Below are 17,605 nucleotides of genomic sequence, written 5' to 3' on the forward strand. Positions count from 1 at the left end.
GTTTGCCGCAGGGAAAAACCATTGACGCGGGGCTGTCTATACTCGCACAGTGCAAATCCCACCAGGTACTTTACCCGATTGAACTATTGAGACTTAGCCAAGAGAAATAGCTTGGCCTTTTTCTCCAGATGACCGACAAATTCGCCAATGTCTTACACTTCATCCGATCAAGTCTTTCCCATCGTCAGCGATAGACGGGGAGAATGCGATCGAGCCTCGCACTAAGACAAAAACCAATGAAGATAAAAAGCGTTAGAAAATTAGCTTACCCTGGAAAAACTATCCCTTGTTCTTAATAATCATGACATCAATTATCTTGATCGCCGTCTGTTCGGGGATTTCTAAAATTTTGTAGAGTTTGTTGAGTAAATTTTCTTCCTCACTACTAACCTCCCCATCGGCCAGAATCAGATCCGCAGTTACGGCAAAAGCGGTTTCGTATAGATCGTGGGGAAGTGAGTCGATTGCCATATTGAGCAGAACTTGAGCGCCCTGACGGCTTAAAATCGCGCACAGCCTATCAAATAACCGTCCGATTACCTCGCGGGGATAACTGCGATATAGGTGCATTCGGCTTAGGGTGGTAATTAAAGCTTGGGTTTCCTCTTCCGATAAATAACCATCGGCGGCAACTGCCACTAGAGTAATTGCCGCAAACGCTTCTGCGGGAGTTAGAGAAACGTTACTCTGCTGACGAACACGAGATAACCCACTAAATAAGCTCATATAACTCCTACTAAAATTTAATTAGGTAAGCTCGAAAGATTGATGGGCAAGACAAAAACATCATAAACTAGGAAAGTAGGGTGAAGCAAGCGAACAAATGAACCAAGTCAAATTCGTTTATCAGTTAAGCCTATAGAAAACCTTTTAGTCTTGAGATAATATTAGATAAAGGTCTGATAGTCTCCGAACCCAATCGGTACGTCGATCTGGTTGTCGGATCAGGCTTTGGGAACCGTGTCTTTGAGTCAGAGGATAGCGGAGAATGGCAGCGATAAAGGTGGGGGCTAGGGGTTAATGTTAAATTTTATTAAGACAATGAAAGAGTTATTGGTTATCATCCTAAATCCGTTGAGTATAGGATACATATCAGGACAGGCAAAAGGCAAGAGGCAAAAGGTAAAAGGCAAAAGAGAAATAGATAATCAGTCTTTGATAACTGGATTAGTATAACTACCTCCTGCCCCCTGCCTCCGTTAACAGTTCCCATCTCTTGCCCCTAGGCTTTCTGTTCCTGTTTAGATTTATGTAGGGGATCCATATAAATCTCTAAGCGCTTAAATACCACGGAGGAAAGGGTAGTTAAAACCAAATAAACTAAAGCAACGGCAATATAAATCTCGAAAGCTTTATAGGTAGTGGCTACCATTAATTGACCTTGCCGGAATAATTCTTCAAAACCGATTACTGCCGCTAAACTGGTATCTTTAATTAGGGTGATAAATTCATTCCCCAACGGTGGCAACATCCGGCGAAAAGCTTGGGGAAAAATCACCTCGCGCATGGTTTGCACTGGGGACATTCCTAGACTAGAACAAGCTTCCCATTGACCATTATCGATCGATTGAATACCGCCGCGCATAATTTCAGCTAAATAGGCCGCTACATTTAAACTGAGGGCAAATAAGGCCGCTGGTAAACGATCTAAGTCGATATTTAAGCCAATTTCTCGGAACAACCCGGGCAAACCAAAATAGATCAAGAATAATTGCACCAGCATCGGTGTTCCCCGAAAGAAATCCACATAGATGCGGCAAATTATTTTTAACCATTTGTAGGGAGAAATCAGGGCAATAGCCACTAAAGTTCCGCCGATTAACCCGAACAGAAAAGACAGAACCGTTAACAGAATTGTCCAGGGAACCCCTTTAAAAATCAGGTTATAGAATAATTCTCCCCAGTTAAAACTCGATTCCTGTAAATTCTTTAAAGCTGGGGCAACTAAGGGTAATTCTGGCGGTTTTTCTCCAAACCATTGCCGAAAAATAGCATCGTACCGACCACTTTCTATGACTCGACCGAGAGCATCATTAATTAACTGGAGATAGGGGGAATTTTTGGGTAAAGCAATGCCGTAGAATTCTTCCGTTAATAATTCTCCGACTACTTTTACACCTCGTAAACCCGCTTCTTTAATTGCATACAAAGTCACGGGTTTATCGTTAACTACCGCATCAACTCGACCATTAATTAATTCCTGCAAAGCTAAAGCCGCCGAGTCAAATTGACTAACCACTGACCCGGGTATTTTTATCGCTTCTAAGGCTCCCGTCGTGCCAATTTGGACGGCAATTCTTTTGCCTTTTAAGTCTTCAAAATTTTTAATCGTTTTATTATCTTCCCGAACAGCGATCGCTAAACCAGCCTTAAAATAAGGTCGAGAAAAAGAAATCGCCTGGGCCCGTTCGGCGGTGATAGTCATGCCACTAATAGCGGCTTCCACTGTTCTCGCTTGTAGAGCCGGAATAATGCCATCAAAGGGTAAATTTCTAAAGTCAATGTTGAGATCAGCTTCCTCTCCAATCGCTCGCATTAAATCGATATCAAACCCAGTTAATTGTCCCCCTTGTTGAAATTCAAAGGGCGGAAAAGTCGCTTCTGTGGCGACTCGAAAAGGATTAGGAGGAGTCTGGGAAAAAGCGGGAATAACACTTAATCCTAGCGCCAAGACTAATCCTAACAAGGCAAAGATAACTCTCTGTACCGCCCGCCCTCGCCAAAATTTAATCATTTTTTAATTGTTTCTCCTTGATTTTTTTGCTCAATTAAGTTAAGGATTTCGTCCTACTTCCCACCCAAGACAGATGTAGAGAGACTATTTGAGTATTATGATTATTCCTCTTGATAAAATGTCGTCAAGGATACAATCTAGCAGAAACTAATCTGGATACTTTTATACAGAATGTAAAATTTTTTACGAGAGGACATCATGACCACTACCACCCCTGTGATTGTTAGTGAAGGTTTACGCAAAAGTTACGGCTCTTTAGAGGTACTCAAAGGAGTTACAGGCACTCTTTATCAAGGGGACGTGGTATCGGTAATCGGTCCCTCTGGCTGCGGCAAAAGTACCTTTTTACGCTGTCTCAATCGTTTGGAAACAATTAACGGCGGCCGCTTGGAGGTGATGGGAATTGACATCTCTTCCCCGAAGTTAAATCAATCGGTCCTCCGCAAGTTACGCAGCCGGGTAAGTATGGTGTTTCAACACTTTAATCTTTTTCCCCATCTCACCGTTTTACAAAACTTGATGTTGGCCCCCAAGCAAGTGTTACACCACCCGGAAAATGAGGCTAAAGATACGGCAATTCATTATCTGGAAAAGGTGGGTTTGGCCCCAAAAGCCGATGTTTATCCCGACCAATTATCGGGAGGACAAAAACAACGGGTGGCGATCGCTCGCAGTCTCTGCATGAAACCAGAGGTGATTTTATTTGATGAACCCACTTCGGCCCTGGATCCGGAATTAGTCGGGGAAGTGTTAAACGTTATGCGTCAATTGGCCGATGAGGGGATGACTATGGTAGTCGTCACCCACGAAATGCAGTTCGCCAAGGAAGTCTCTAACAAGGTTTTGTTCTTTAATCAAGGTGTCATCGAAGAAGCAGGTGATCCCGACACTTTCTTTAATAATCCCCACAGCGAGCGCTTACAAGCCTTTTTAAGTCGCATCAATAGTAATTAGGGTTGGCTGAAAAAGTTTGTCGGTGGGGTTATAGAATAACCGATTACACCACTTTTTAGCGGAATCTCCTTGGTCAGCTGTGAACGTGATTGACATCCTCGCCGCCCTAAAAGTGCGGCGATTCCTAAACCTCACGATTTAAGTTTCTGCTTCCACCACCGTCGCATACCACAGTTAAAAAACCATGTACTGTCTTACACAGAGTCCACAGACTTTCGCCCCATTTCAGAAGCCCGATTCCGTGTGTCCCACGGTACGTTGACCGCCTATAGCTTCTTGTACTTGTTGCGCGCGACTTTTTACCCGGCCAAGCTTTTCTGGTCGGAACCCCCTAAGCCGAGTTTTCAAGGTGCTGCGCCGTCCACTTGGTTTTCGAGACTGGCCTTTTAATTCTAACGTAAAGCCAACCTAGAACGGCGGGGTTTCAGACCCAAAATTTCCGATGAACCAATGCCGCCAGACGGAAATACCCCGAGGATTTTCGCTGATTGTCGATGACCGAGGACATCGAAAAAGCCGCAATCTGAGCACTGGAGTTGGGAGGCAGTACTTGGGAGAAATTGGCAAAACAGACAGTAGAGTTGGCTGTATAGTGATCGCTAACCTGATGATCACCGATGGTGTCATTAGTCTCTATAGTCAGCGATTCCCTCTGTAGCGATGTTTTTGATGGTTTTCTGCTGCGAAACAAGCTATAATGGTCGAAAAGTCAAATTTGAAAAATTTTGCTTCCAACCCTATCGGCGTAAGGATTTCAGGAGTTGGCACCCAGTAGTACATTAGCTTTGAATTGCTTTAACTGAGTCTCTGTAAGACTTTCGGCTATAGCTAGTACATTCATAGGGGGAAAGTTTAGTTATGTTCTACTTGGAACACAATCAAATTAAATCAACCCTTGCAATTTCATATTGAAGCGACAATGAAAGCAATAACCTCAATTCTTGACACCAGAGCCGAGCAAACCCCCAATCAGTTAGCCTACATCTTTCTTAAGGATGGTCAAAATCAAGAATCATCCATTGACTACAAAACCTTACAGCAAGAATCAAAGGCGATCGCTGATAGCTTACTTTCTCTTTGCCGCCAAGGTGATCGCGCTTTATTACTTTATCCCCAAGGTTTAGAATTTATTACAGCTTTTTTGGGGTGTCTATATGCTGGGATTGTTGCGGTTCCCGCTTACCCACCAAAGCGTAATCAAAAAATGTCTCGATTACTAGCAATTATTGAAGATTCTCGCCCTCAAATTATTCTGACAACCAGTTCACTTGTAGAGAAAATTAAGTCAACACTTGAATCTTTTTTAGACTTATCAGTAACCAGACTTTTAGTCACAGACAATGTGAATAATAACCAAGACTTTAAATTGCATCTTCCCAGGATTAGCGGTGATACCCTAGCATTTCTTCAATACACATCAGGTTCAACTGGTGCGCCGAAAGGAGTCATGATTTCCCATGACAACGTTGCCCATAATTCTGCTTATATTCAAAAAGCATTTCAACTGACAGGAAAAAGTGTTTCTATGACCTGGTTGCCCAGTTTCCATGACATGGGTTTAATTGATGGTATTATTCAACCGCTTTATACAGGTTTTTTAGGTGTTGTTATGTCGCCTGAATCTTTTTTAAAAAATCCAATGCTTTGGTTAGAAGCAATTACTAAATATCAAGCTACTCATAGCGGCGGTCCAAATTTAGGCTATGAATTATGTGTGCAGAGAATTACGTCTGAACAGCAAGAAATGCTTGATCTCAGTAGTTGGATCACTGCCTACAATGGAGCCGAGCCAATACGACGAAAAACGATGGAAAACTTTATTAACAAGTTTCAATCTTCTGGGTTTCAATCTCGATATTTTTATCCCTGTTACGGCATGGCAGAAGCCACACTAATGATTTCTGGAGGTAATATCGAAGATGAGCCAGTTTACTTAAATGTTCAATCAGAATCCTTAGAGAATAATCAGGTAGTAGAAGCGGAGAAAGACAGTAAAAATTATCAGGAACTTGTCGGTTGCGGCCATGTCTGGGAAAATATGGCAGTAAAAATTGTCGATCCTGAAAGTTGTTTAGAATGTGATGAAAATCAAGTGGGAGAAATTTGGGTTTCGGGTTCTAGTGTTGCCCAAGGATATTGGCAACAAGAAGAAAAAACGATCGCAACTTTTCAGGCTAAATTAGCTGATGGGGATCAAGGAAATTTTTTCCGAACAGGCGATTTAGGTTTTAGGCGAGAAGGAGAACTATTTATCACGGGAAGAATCAAAGATGTCATCATTATTTGGGGACGAAATCATTACCCCCAAGACGTTGAATATTCTGTACAACAAAGTCATCAGGCTCTGCGTTTAGATTCTGGGGCAGCTTTTACAATAGAAGTAGATAATCAAGACAAATTAGTGATTGTTCAGGAAGTAGAGCGTACCTATTTAAGCAAGTTAAATGTCAATGAAGTTTTCTCGGCTATTCGTGAAGCCGTTGCTCTCCATCATGCCTTACAGGTTTATGCGATCGCATTAATTAAACCCGCAAGTATTCTCAAAACCTCTAGCGGTAAAATTCAACGCCAGGCTTGTCGTCATGCTTTTCTCACAAACAGGCTGGCGATTGTTGCACAATGGCAACAAAATAAGTTATCATGACAGGTATTTGTTTTTCTTTGCAAATGTTTTGGTGGTAACTTGTTTTTATGAGTCGAGAAAAAATTGAACAGTGGCTAACAGATAGGCTGACAAGTCTTCTAGGTGTAGATAGGGAAGACATTGATTTAGAAAAATCTATTTTCACCTATGGACTAGATTCTTCCGTTGCCTTGAGTCTTACTGGCGAGTTGGAAGTCATGCTTGGTTTAGAGCTAGACCCAATTTTATTTTGGGAATATCCCAAAATTAGTGAATTATCTGAATATTTAGTAGCTGAACTAGCTCAAAAATAGGGGTGACTTTAATCATGAATGGGAACAAAGTTTTATTTATCCTTTTGATGCAGAATTTCAGGCTAATCCCTATCCTGTGTTTGCGCAGCTTCGTCAAGAAGATCCTATCCACAAAAGTATTTTTGGAACATGGATTATTACTCGTTATGCCGATGCCCTTACTATTTTAAATGATAAGCGATTCCAAGTAGATAATTTTCCTGAACGCCTTCAGCTAAAAAGTGCCTATCTCAAAGAAGATAATCTAGACATTCTTGCACAAACTACTGATAAATGGTTGTTTTTTTTGGAACCACCCGATCATACTCGAATTAAAAATGCACTAATTCCATCCTTTTCTAGAGCCTCGCTCAATGCTATGCGTCCTAAAATTCAGGCAATTGTTGACGATTTACTGGATAGATTTGCCCCAAGGGGAGAGATGGAAATCATAGCAGATTTTGCGACCCCTCTTCCTGCTTTTGCGATTACTAAAATATTAGGTTTACCGATTGAAGATTATCAACAATTAATGCGATGGTCTGCTAAGACCGTTTTCATTTTTGATCAACCAGTATCTTTGGAAGAATATAAAGAGCAAAATCAAATTCTCATTGAACATAGAGCCTATTTTGCTCAAAAAGTAGCTGAATATAAAAGACAACCAAACGACGGTTTGATCAGCCAGTTAGCTAATTATAAAGATAATATAAATGCCCTAACAGAAGATGAAATAATTAGCACTTCTATTCTGTTAATGGCGACATCCCAGGAATCAATGAAAGGACTACTGAGTAATGGTCTTTTAGCCCTTTTAAAACACCCACAAAGTTTAGAATATGTAAGACAAAATCCTGGTAATATTGAAAATATTGTCGAAGAATTGCTACGTTATGATAGTCCTATTCAGTATGTCTCTCGTCGAGCAATAGAAGACGTTGAGGTTTCAGGAAAAATTATTCATCGTGGGGAGTATGTCGTTATCTATCTCGGTGCAGTAAACCATGACCCTGAATACTTTTCTAATCCCCAACAACTGGATTTCAGTCGTCGCAAACCTAATTTGGGTTTTGGCGGTGGCCTTCACTATTGCATAGGAATGTTTTTAGCCAGGCTTCAAGTGCAAATCGCCCTAAATGCCATGGTGCAACGTTTGCCAGATATTTGCCTCAATACAGATAAATTAGACTGGTGCGACAGCAAGATTTCAAGAAGATTAAAAACTCTTCCTGTCAAATTTACTCCTCTTGCTTAATCTCAAGGTTAATTTTAAAAAAGCGATCGCTATTTTCAGTTAAATAACCTCAGTTCGGGTTAAGGCTATTTTCTTACTCATTCCACAAAAGAATAGGGTTTACAGCGAACGAGAAAATTAGGGTTTTAGCTTATCCCGAACTCAGGTTAAATAAGCTGTTCATAATTTAAATTGCTTGTTGAGACGAGGCAAGAGGCAACAGTAAAAGGATTGGAGGAGATTCGGCTGATCATTAAGAATAAGCGGTTTAAATACGTCTTAGCTTAACAGAATAGCGATCGCATTTTTGTCATAAATAAGAGCATCACCTTTGATAATTAGTGATGCTCACTTTAAATGAATTAATTGTTTCTTAGGAAATTACTTCAACCGTCCACTCATTGCCAATACCTGTACTCCAAGTGGTAACACCTTGCTCAGAATCAGGACGATGTAAATAATCGCCTTTCCATGACTTCAATTTGATCTTGTCACCAGCGATCTTCTCCACCGTCCACTCATTGCCAATACCTGTACTCCAAGTGGTAACACCTTGCTCAGAATCAGGACGATGTAAATAATCTCCCTTCCAAGACTTGAGTTTCAATTTCTTTCCTGTGGATAGAATATCCTGCTTGTAAGTTCCGCTAATACTATCAATTCGCAGACCAGTGGGCCCACCGATACTATGCAGTTTAAACTCCAGGGTGTTAGTTCCGACGACAAATCCCGTCGAAATTGAAAAACGACTAATCTTTGTCCACCAAGAGCTTAAAGCAACAGGTTTACCCACCGATACCCCGTTAAGCACAATATCAGTAATGTTGTCATCCACGGAAAGTTCACCGACAATGGAAGCTTCAGAAAAATTGGGTAAAGTAAAGGTGGTTGTATAGCTATAGTTGCCAACCGGACCGTTAGCCGAAGGTTTTTTAGGGCCAATCCATCGGGCGGTATTGGTATTCGTAACCCAGTTAATTGGTGCTAAATCCTTGTTGGGAGTGGTAACACCTGGAGTTACTGTCCCCGCCGGATAGGTTGTTAACTTATAGTGGGGGTCGGGAATGCTATCCCCTAAAACCTGACGGGCATCGTCAACCCCCGTATTGTAGAGGTTAGCGATCACTCCTGGCGCAGTGGGGACAATTTCCGTTGCTTTAGCAGTAGCAGAATAAGCAATCGTCAACTTGCCAGTGTTATCTGCGTACCATTTAGGATCATCGTTATTGACGAAAGAAACTGTGTCTCCCGGTTGTAATTCAAAGCTTTGTTGTTTGCCGCTCACCGTAGATTTTGTGTTGCCCTTGGCATCTTTAATTTCGCCAACTAAGGCCCCTGGATTCAAATTGGGATACTTAAGCCCAAATTTTTCATCGTTTTTGTCTCGGACATGACCATTGCCATCCACTGGGGTTTTGTATTTGGCTAGGCTAGGATCAGATGTTTCAAAGTTAATTAAAGTCCATTGACCTGTTGCCGTCAGGGAGATTGTCACCGTGCTACCGGAATTATTAGCCAGAGCTGGGGGATTATTAAGCTGGGTAGCCAGTTCTAATTGAGCCAGTCTGAGATGTTGAGACAAGGGAAGCTAAAACCATAAAAACAGAGAACTCGTTTACATTTGACGGATAAAGCCAAGGCAGTTATTCCACGCTTCAGCTTGACTGATCCTAAATTATATTGATATAGTAGTCAAGTGTACATGGCCACAGTATATACGAAACTTAATGATTAAACAGCCCATAGCAATTGTTGGTATGGGATGTCGTTTTCCCGGAGCCAATAATCCTAGTGAATTTTGGGAGATACTCCAAAATGGCGTACATACGATAACTAAAGACCCTATAGATCGCCCTACGCAGATGACAGGTTGGGCGGGATTTCTCGAGGGCATAGATAAATTTGATGCGGCGTTTTTTGGCATTTCTTCGGAAGAAGCGATCAAGATGGATCCTCAACACAGACTTTTGTTAGAAACCTCTTGGGAAGCCTTAGAAGACGCTGGGCTAGTTCCCGCTAATTTAGCAGGGACCGATACTGGCGTTTTTATTGGGCTTTCTGGTAGTGAATATCTGAATTTATTAATTGAAGATTCAACCTTTAATACCGCCATTGGAACTCTCGACTGTATGTTAGCCAATAGGATTTCTTCCTATTTTGATTTTCACGGTTTAAGTCTAACAATAAATACCGCTTGTTCTTCTGTATTAGTGGCAATAGATCGTGCCTGTCAAAGCTTATGGAATGAAGACATTTGTTTGGCTTTAGTAGGTGGTACACATCTAACTTTTTCTCCCGTGATTGCCTCTAGATATGTCAATGCGGGTTTGATTTCTGCCGATGGTTTGTGTAAAACTTTTGATGCTAAAGCGGATGGTTATGTTCGGGGCGAGTGCATCGGAGTCGTTGTCTTAAAACTTCTATCCCAAGCTCAAGCGGATGGCGATCGCATTTATGCTGTGATTCGGGGGAGTGGCGTTAATCACAATGGTAGTGGTAATGGCTTGACCGCACCCAATATGCAAGCCCAGATTGCTCTCTTGCAAAAAGTTTATCAACGGGCAGAAATTAATCCCAATTCCATTAATTATATTGAAGCTAACGGTACGGCAACGCCCATTGGAGATGCCTTAGAAATGAAGGCATTAGGAACAGTAGTTGGCAAAGATCGAACTGCTGATAATCCCTGTCGGGTGGGCAGTGTAAAAACCAATATTGGTCATACAGAAGGTGCTTCTGGTATTGCGGGGTTGATTAAAGTTGCTCTTTCCCTCTATCACCGTCAAATACCCCCCACTTTACATTGTCAAGAGCCTAATCCTGCCATTCCTTTTGCCAAACTAGGACTAAAAGTACAACAAACTTTGGAAACTTTACCCGAAGAAACAGGGCCAATTCGAGCAGGGGTTAGTTCTTTTAGTCTGGGGGGAACGAATGCTCATCTGATATTGGAATCAGTCCCGTCTCAAGCAAAAGCTGAACCTAATCTTTCTCCTTTACAAGTTTTTACTCTAACCGCCAAGACTTCTACTGCTTTACAAGCTTTGGTGCAACGTTATCAATCTTTCCTAGAAGATAACCCTGAAGTCGCTTTGTCCGATATTTGTTTTATGGCTAATACTAGGCGATCTCAATTCTCCCACCGTCTAGCTATGATCACTGAATCAAAAGAACAATTGCAAGAGCAACTAAATATGATTGTTCGCCAAGAAGCATTATCAAGTGTATTCAGTGGACAAGTTATAAGGCAAAAATCCGCACCAATTTGTTTTATTTTTTCTGGAAAAAGCCAGAAACTTAAACTAATTATTAAATCCCTTGCTCAAAGTCATCCAGCCATCTATTCATTGCTAGAAGAATTGCAACCACTTATTTCTTCTTATTCGACAAGATCATTTTTTCAATTAATAGAAGAAGAAAATTTAGAAAACCCTTTTCTTAGCCAAGTAGTCAACTTTATCTGTGAATATGCGATGACTCAATTATGGCAATACTGGGGAATAAAACCAGCAATCTGTATAGGTTATGGTCTGGGAAATTATGCTGCTTTAGTATTGGCGGGAATTTTAACTGTAGAAGAGGCAATTTCTTTAATCATAGAAGATAAAAACTCTGAATCACCTCCCAAGTTTCAAGCCGCAAAAATTCCCGTAATTTTACCGATCAGTGGTAAGACAATTAAAATTCATGAAACTATTGACTATAAGCAGTGGCAAAAAGAATTTAATGTCAATAACATGAACGCAGAAAATTTACCTAGCCTATTATCAGACTCTAATGTAATTTTGCTAGATCTATGTTCTCTGGAGATCAAAAGTCATGATTATCTCAAACAGCTTGATGATTATAACATAAAAAGTTCTGAACAAATAAAAAGTTTTGATTATTTATATTATTTATTTTCCACTTTAATCAAATTCTGGTTAATGGGGGTGAAAATTGATTGGTCTAAAGTTTCAAACTATCAACAATGTTATCCTATTTCAGTCCCTACCTATCCCTTTGAGGGTCAATCATACTGGATTGATGTATCACCTAAAATACCGAATCAACAAAGCATCCATAATCAAGAGAACTATTTGAAGGGACAACAAAGCAATAATCAAGAGAACTATTTGAATGTAGAATTTATCGCTCCTCGTGATAATTTAGAAATGCAATTGACCGAGATTTGGCGAGAAGTTTTAGGAATCCAGACTATCGGAGTCAAAGACAATTTCTTCAATTTAGGGGGACAATCTCTGGTGGCGGTCAAGCTATTTGCTCAAATCGAAAAAGTCTTCAAGGTCAATCTACCATTAGTCACCCTTTTCCAAGCTCCAACGGTTGAGCAAATAGCTAGGATTCTCCGGGAGAAAGCGGTTGAAACTGACCCCCAGACTCACAGCCTTAGACTTGAAAGCCAACTAAATCCTCAGTCTTCTCTAGTAGCTATGCAGTCGAGTGGCGCGAAAAGACCATTTTTTCTCGTCCCCGGTGGCGGCGGCGGCGAAAATGAATTAATCATCTATGCCAAATTAGTCTATCTTTTTGGTCAAGAACGGCCTGTTTATGGATTCCAAGCAAGGGGTTGGGACGGAATCGAAAATCCTCACAATACTGTAGAGGCTATGGCAACCGACTACATCAAAGAAATCCGTACCGTCCAACCCGAAGGACCTTATCTTCTCGGAGGTGAATGTATAGGCGGACTTGTCGCGTTGGAAATGGCACAACAGCTAGTCGCACAAGGACAGAAAGTGGGATTATTAGTTTTTCTCGATACACCTGTTCTAACTCTGCCGAGAAAACTCCGCTATCAGGTGGAGAAATTTTTCCAAATTCCAAGAATTCGCTATCATCTCAGAGAACTCCAATTCTCAGCCAAAGGAGAGAGTCTCACCTATATTTTTAACCAAGCATCAAAGGTGAAGGAAAAGCTGGCAGAAGACAGCTTCAGTCGCCACCGAAAAAAAGTTGCCAAAAACTACATAAAAATGATTATGCACTACAGACCACAAACCTATTCTGGTGGAATTACCTGGTTAGTCACTGAAAGTTTTTATCCCAAGGCTCAAAATCAGGGGTGGAACCATCTAGCCAGAGGAGGACTAGAAATTCACCGGATTCCAGGAACTCACGACTCTTATCTCGGTGACAATGTCGAGACTACGGCTGAAAGGCTTAAAGCTTGCCTTGACGAAGCGCAGGCAGATGATTGAAACCCGAATCAAGATATACTCTACCACGGCTGGCTTGTCTGAATTCGCCGCCAATATTTTTAATTTTGAATGACTTATGAAGGCTCCAGTGGCTTTTTTTATCTTTAACCGACCTCAACTGACAGCAAAGGTATTTGAAGGGATTCGTCAGGCCAAACCCAACAAACTGTTTATCATTGCCGACGGTCCGCGCTCCGCTCGACCAGACGACCGCGACAAGTGCGCTGCCACCCGTGCCGTTGTCAAACAAATCGATTGGGACTGTGAAGTATTCAGGAACTATTCAGAGGTTAATCTAGGCTGCGGACGCAGGGTATCTACAGGTATTAGCTGGGTTTTTGAGCAAGTCGAGGAAGCCATCATCCTAGAGGACGACTGCCTCCCCCACCCAACTTTTTTTCCATTTTGCGAACAACTATTGGAGAAATATAGAAATGAGCCAAAAATAATGAGTATCAGCGGAACTAACTGGTTAGGACAATGGAAATCAGAGCAGCAGAGTTATCATTTTAACTTTTGTGGGGGCATTTGGGGATGGGCCACTTGGAAAAGAGCTTGGCAAGGCTATGACTATGAGATTAAATTATGGTCAAACCGAAAAATCAGGCAAGAAATTAAAGATTTTATCGAGGATGAACAAATATTTAAATGGTACGACCAAGTTTTCTCCCAAGCCTATAGAGGAGAAATTAATACTTGGGACTATCAGTGGATGTTTCAATGCCTTTTCCACTCAGGATTAGAAGTGGTTCCCTCAGTCAACTTAATTTCTAATATTGGCTTCGGGGAAGAAGCATCCCATACTAAAAACCCCTATGATTTCAGAAGCAATCTTCCCCAGCACTCTATGTTATTTCCGCTGAAGGAAGCCAAGGAATTAGTAATAGACAGAGAATATGGCAAACAAGTAGTAAAAAAACTTTCTATCAATAGCCATCTCCTTGTCAGATTGAAAAATAAAATCAAGAGGTGGTGGGCTGGGTAAGCGCATCTTAACAATCCTTGACAAAATTAACTTTATGTGAGTTGCTCACCCAGAGTGCGATTCAGGAATATTTGAGTGGAATTTGCCATCTCAATTGTTAAGCAAGAATCGACCAACTGTTAAGATTTCGTAACTATTCTGATTGACTGGTATCACCTGAAATGCCCACGCGGATCACAAAATTGGCCAATTGTCAATCAGGAGGCTCCGAGGCAGGAGAGGAGACTATTTTTATTTATTCTCCCATCTCCCCACTTCCCTACACCCCACACCCCACTTCTCCAACAATTGTAAAGAAATGTTACAATTATGCTGTCATAACAGCTTACCATCTTGACAGGAGGGAAAGACAGTGGTTATAGTAAGGACACATACCCGGGTAAACCAATTTAGTGATATGCAAGACAAGCAAAAAGTCACACTGTACCTTCCCCCTGGAGTCCATCGTCAACTAAAAATAAGGGCTGCGATCGATGAAGAATCGATGTCAGGGCTGGTGGAGAAAGCGATCGCTTTCTACCTAAAATACCCCGAAAAGGTAGAAGAAATCGAAGCCGCCGCCTATGGCAAAACCTATCAGGTTCATGTCTGTCCCGAGTGTGATGCCGCGTTAGTAATGAAAGAAGATCGGCTAAGGTCGATCAAACGCCAGCCCGGAATAGTCGGCGACGAGTTCCCGCTCGAAGTTCCCGAACCCGTCGGCGCCCAAGCAACCGCAGAGGGAGAAGCAGCCTTAGTTCCCTGCTAAACTCTCAGTAGTCGAACAAGGCATCTACAGCCATCAGCCGCCCAAGGTCAAAACCGTTACCACAAATAGGGTCGATGTTATGAAAGAAGAGCTAGAAATTCTCGTCAAGGCTCAGTATCCCCTGATTTACCTCGTCACCTCCGAGGAGGAAAGGGCGGAAGAAGCCATCAGCAAAATAGCCCAACTAAATACACAACATCGACGGGTGTTTGTCTGGACTGTCACCCACGGCATGATCGAACAGGGTCAACCGCGCCAAACCAGTCAACATAATACCGTGTCTCCAGAAGCGGCGATCGAATGGGTAGTGCGTCAACGGGAAGCGGGCATCTACATCTTCAAAGACCTGCATCCGTTCATCACTTCCGCTCCGGTCACTCGCTGGCTAAGAGATGCGATCGCCAGCTTTAAAGGAACCGAAAAAATCATTATTTTAATGTCTCCCCTGCAAGAAGTCCCCATAGAACTAGAGAAAGACGTAGTAGTTCTAGATTTTCCCCTGCCGGACATGGGAGAGTTAGATACGGTTCTCTCGCAACACCTAACCAGAAATCAAAATCGTCGTACCACCACAGAGGTCCGGGAAAAACTCCTGAAAGCGGCCTTGGGTTTAACCAAAGATGAAGCCGAAAAAGTTTACCGGAAAGCCTATGTAAAAGCGAGCAAATTGACGGAAGACGAGGTAGAAATCGTCCTTTCCGAGAAAAAACAACTGATTCGCCGCAACGGAATTTTAGAATACATTGAAGAGGACGAGACCATCAATGCCGTCGGCGGTCTGGAAGAATTAAAAAAATGGTTAAAACAGCGCTCAAACGCCTTTACAGAAAGAGCCAGAGGTTACGGACTCCCCCAACCGAAAGGGATGCTAATTTTAGGAGTACCCGGCTGTGGTAAGTCCTTAATCGCTAAAACCACCTCGCGTCTCTGGAGTTTACCGCTCCTGCGCTTAGATATGGGACGGGTTTACGATGGTTCCATGGTGGGACGGTCCGAGGCTAACCTGCGTAATGCCTTAAAAACTGCCGAATCCATCTCTCCGGCCATTCTTTTCATCGATGAATTAGATAAAGCTTTTGCCGGTGGCACGGGATCCGCCGATTCCGATGGGGGAACCTCTAGCCGCATCTTCGGCTCCTTCCTGACTTGGATGCAGGAAAAAACCTCGCCCGTCTTCGTCATGGCCACAGCTAACCGGATTGAACGGCTACCCGGGGAATTTCTCCGTAAGGGGCGCTTCGATGAAATCTTCTTTGTCGATTTGCCCAATTCCGAAGAAAGACAAGATATCTTTAATATTCACCTGACTAAACGACGCTCCGACATTTCTCGCTTCGATTTGGAGCAGTTAGCCAAGGTATCCGATGGGTTTTCCGGTGCGGAAATAGAACAGGCGCTGATTGCCGCCATGTATGAGGCCTTCGCCCAGGATCGCGAATTCACGCAATTAGACATTATTGCGGCGATTAAGGCGACTCTGCCCCTATCTCGCACCATGACCGAACAGGTAACGGCCCTGCGTGATTGGGCCAGACAACGCGCCCGACCTGCTTCGGCCTCCGTCGCTGAGTACCAGCGATTGGAGTTCTAACAGACTTTCGCCCGCTCCCAACGGGATGAAAGGCTAGTTCTCAGGGACTAGCAATGCCTCGCAAAGCCGCTTGGCGGCACTCTTTAACTCTCAATCTGTTGTTGTTGATTCTTATCTACAAAGAGGAAATTCCAATGTCTCATTTTAGCACTCTCCGGACCAAAATCACCGATGCCGAAATCCTCAAAGCTTCTCTCCGCGACCTCGGTATTAGCGTAAAAACCGAAGCTGATGTTCGTGGTTACAACGGTCAACGGGTTCGCTCCGACATCGTTGCTGTTCTCGATGGCGAATATGATCTCGGTTGGTCTCGCAATACCGACGGCAGTTTCGATTTAATCGCCGACCTCTGGGGTGTAGCCAAAAAACACAATCAAACCGAATTGATCAACTCGATTAACCAAAAATACGCTGTGAACAAAACCCTATCCGAAGTGAAACAGCGCGGTCTGCAAAACGCTAACGTTAAGCTAGTCGTTCAAAGCTAAGATTTACAGCGCGTTCCCAAGCCTAGGGGTTGACCAGTTCGGTTAACCCTTTTTTCTGTCTGTAGGGTATGTTAAGAATAGTAAAATTCACTTGACAAAAATGCTCCGACCCGAAGAAAGAACTAAACTCGATCCGACCAAAGACAGCGATTTTTATGCTTTTCCCCGCTTCGTCACCCACGTGGATGAGGGTTTTATCGATCAATTAACCGCTCTCTACCGAGAGATATTATCGCCGAATACACGCATTTTAGACCTGATGAGCAGCTGGGTGTCCCATTTACCGGAGGAGATGGAATTTGAGCATATCGAAGGTCACGGGATGAATGGGGAGGAGTTAGCCAAAAATCCCCGCTTGCATAGTTATTTTGTCCAGGACCTGAATGCACAGCCAAAATTGCCCCTAGAGGATAGTTCTTTTGATGCGGTGTTAATCACGGTGTCGGTGCAGTATTTGCAGTATCCAGAGGCGATTTTTGCGGAACTGTATCGCATTTTAAAGCCTAATGGTCTGGTGGTGGTCAGTTTTTCCAATCGGATGTTTTACCAAAAAGCGATCGCTGCTTGGCGCGATAATAGCGATTTAGGCCGGGTGGCCCTAGTGAAATCCTATTTTAAATCGGTGGCGGGATTTAGGGAAGTACAGGCGATCGTTCGTGCTGCTACTACCCCCAGTTTCCTACAAATGTTAGGAATTATGGTCGCCGATCCCTTCTATGCAGTGATAGGGAAAAAGAATCCTCTCTAGGATTAT

13 protein-coding genes and 1 pseudogene are annotated in these 17,605 nt (G+C 42.7%); 11 read left to right on the forward strand and 3 right to left on the reverse strand.

Annotated features, from left to right (window positions below; all coding sequences use genetic code 11):
* Positions 1-279 precede the first annotated feature (279 nt).
* Together myaer_RS07520 and myaer_RS07525 are read right to left on the reverse strand one after the other, a co-directional pair.
* A complete protein-coding gene (locus myaer_RS07520; RefSeq protein ID WP_046661621.1) occupies positions 280-726 on the reverse strand; it encodes a tellurite resistance TerB family protein in 447 nt (148 codons plus the stop codon).
* 496 nt (positions 727-1,222) lie between these two features.
* Complete coding sequence (locus myaer_RS07525) at positions 1,223-2,734, reverse strand: ABC transporter permease subunit (RefSeq protein ID WP_002801414.1); 1,512 nt, start codon at positions 2,732-2,734, stop codon at positions 1,223-1,225.
* A 198-nt stretch (positions 2,735-2,932) separates the two neighbouring features.
* Between myaer_RS07525 and myaer_RS07530 the strand changes: the two genes are divergently transcribed.
* The 5 genes and pseudogenes from myaer_RS07530 to myaer_RS07550 all read left to right on the forward strand — a co-directional run bounded on the left by myaer_RS07530 (position 2,933) and on the right by myaer_RS07550 (position 7,859).
* Positions 2,933-3,688 (forward strand): amino acid ABC transporter ATP-binding protein, encoded by a 756-nt coding sequence (locus tag myaer_RS07530; RefSeq protein WP_008206739.1) that lies wholly within the window; start codon positions 2,933-2,935, stop codon positions 3,686-3,688.
* 442 nt (positions 3,689-4,130) lie between these two features.
* Positions 4,131-4,271: pseudogene (locus tag myaer_RS22655) on the forward strand (IS701 family transposase); the annotation flags it as partial.
* A 336-nt stretch (positions 4,272-4,607) separates the two neighbouring features.
* Complete coding sequence (locus myaer_RS07540) at positions 4,608-6,332, forward strand: fatty acyl-AMP ligase (protein WP_046661622.1); 1,725 nt, start codon at positions 4,608-4,610, stop codon at positions 6,330-6,332.
* 47 nt (positions 6,333-6,379) lie between these two features.
* A complete protein-coding gene (locus myaer_RS07545) occupies positions 6,380-6,625 on the forward strand; it encodes an acyl carrier protein (RefSeq protein ID WP_046661623.1) in 246 nt (81 codons plus the stop codon).
* A 76-nt stretch (positions 6,626-6,701) separates the two neighbouring features.
* Entirely contained in the window at positions 6,702-7,859 is a 1,158-nt protein-coding gene (locus tag myaer_RS07550) for a cytochrome P450 (RefSeq protein WP_052734167.1), read from the forward strand.
* 352 nt (positions 7,860-8,211) lie between these two features.
* Here myaer_RS07550 and myaer_RS07555 read toward each other — a convergent pair whose 3' ends face one another.
* Positions 8,212-9,420: a hypothetical protein gene (locus myaer_RS07555; RefSeq protein WP_046661625.1), complete on the reverse strand. Its 1,209-nt coding sequence runs from the start codon at positions 9,418-9,420 to the stop codon at positions 8,212-8,214.
* Between the two features lie 145 nt (positions 9,421-9,565).
* Here myaer_RS07555 and myaer_RS07560 point away from each other — a divergent pair, with 145 nt between their 5' ends.
* The 6 genes from myaer_RS07560 to myaer_RS07585 all read left to right on the forward strand — a co-directional run bounded on the left by myaer_RS07560 (position 9,566) and on the right by myaer_RS07585 (position 17,599).
* Entirely contained in the window at positions 9,566-13,039 is a 3,474-nt protein-coding gene (locus myaer_RS07560; RefSeq protein ID WP_052734168.1) for a type I polyketide synthase, read from the forward strand.
* Between the two features lie 76 nt (positions 13,040-13,115).
* Positions 13,116-14,024: a hypothetical protein gene (locus tag myaer_RS07565; protein ID WP_046661626.1), complete on the forward strand. Its 909-nt coding sequence runs from the start codon at positions 13,116-13,118 to the stop codon at positions 14,022-14,024.
* Between the two features lie 397 nt (positions 14,025-14,421).
* Positions 14,422-14,772, forward strand: a complete 351-nt coding sequence (locus tag myaer_RS07570; RefSeq protein ID WP_045358317.1) for a hypothetical protein — start codon at positions 14,422-14,424, stop codon at positions 14,770-14,772.
* Positions 14,773-14,851: 79 nt separating this feature from the next.
* Positions 14,852-16,363, forward strand: a complete 1,512-nt coding sequence (locus tag myaer_RS07575) for an AAA family ATPase (protein ID WP_046661627.1) — start codon at positions 14,852-14,854, stop codon at positions 16,361-16,363.
* Between the two features lie 134 nt (positions 16,364-16,497).
* Positions 16,498-16,851: a DUF1257 domain-containing protein gene (locus myaer_RS07580; protein ID WP_002731874.1), complete on the forward strand. Its 354-nt coding sequence runs from the start codon at positions 16,498-16,500 to the stop codon at positions 16,849-16,851.
* A gap of 100 nt (positions 16,852-16,951) precedes the next feature.
* Positions 16,952-17,599: a class I SAM-dependent methyltransferase gene (locus tag myaer_RS07585; RefSeq protein WP_046661628.1), complete on the forward strand. Its 648-nt coding sequence runs from the start codon at positions 16,952-16,954 to the stop codon at positions 17,597-17,599.
* Positions 17,600-17,605 lie beyond the last annotated feature (6 nt).

Origin of the sequence: Microcystis aeruginosa NIES-2549, assembly GCF_000981785.2 — a bacterium.
In the GTDB taxonomy this organism is placed as follows: Bacteria; Cyanobacteriota; Cyanobacteriia; order Cyanobacteriales; family Microcystaceae; genus Microcystis; species Microcystis aeruginosa_C.